The 669-nt window shown below is 69.1% G+C and carries 1 protein-coding gene; it reads left to right on the forward strand.

Annotated elements, in window-relative coordinates; all coding sequences use genetic code 11:
- A partial coding sequence (locus tag ACK4S7_RS13080) for a phage major capsid protein (protein WP_409647680.1) occupies nucleotides 1-564 on the forward strand: 564 nt, incomplete at its 5' end.
- Nucleotides 565-669 lie beyond the last annotated feature (105 nt).

Genomic DNA, 669 nt, shown 5'->3' on the forward strand with positions numbered 1-669 from the left:
ATGGAGTTCGCCCGCGCCGAGGGCGCAGCGTTCGTCAACGGCACCGGCGCGAACATGCCCGCCGGCTTCCTCACCTCGCCGGTATCGGTCATCGGCGACGGCGCGCGGCCGTTCGGCACGATGCAATACATCGGCACGGGCGACGACACCGGTTTCGGCAGCGCGCCCGAGGCAAAGCTGATCGACCTGGTCCACACGCTGAAGGCGGGGCATCGCCAGGGCGCAAGCTGGGTGATGAACTCCGCCACGCTGAGCGAAGTCCGCAAGCTCAAGACCGCCGACGGAGCGTTCCTGTGGCAGCCGGGCCTGGTCGAAGGCCAGCCCGATCGCCTGCTCGGCTACCCGGTGGTCGAGGCCGAGGACATGCCCGACGTGGCGGCTGGCGCGTTCCCGATCGCGTTCGGCAACTTCCGCGCCGGCTACTTGATCGCCGAACGATCGGCCACGGCGATCCTGCGTGATCCGTTCACCCACAAGCCGTTCGTCCATTTCTACGCGACCAAGCGCGTGGGCGGCCAGGTGCTCGACAGCGCGGCGATCAAGCTGCTGCGTATCGAATTGTAGGCCTCCTCCCCGGCACGGGGAGGGGGACCGCCGCCGAAGACGGGGGTGGAGGGGCACCTACGCCTTGGCGAGCCCTCTCAAAGGTCCGCCATCGGACCGTGCCCC

Origin of the sequence: Sphingorhabdus sp., assembly GCF_046292425.1 — a bacterium.
Lineage (GTDB): Bacteria > Pseudomonadota > Alphaproteobacteria > Sphingomonadales > Sphingomonadaceae > Sphingorhabdus_B.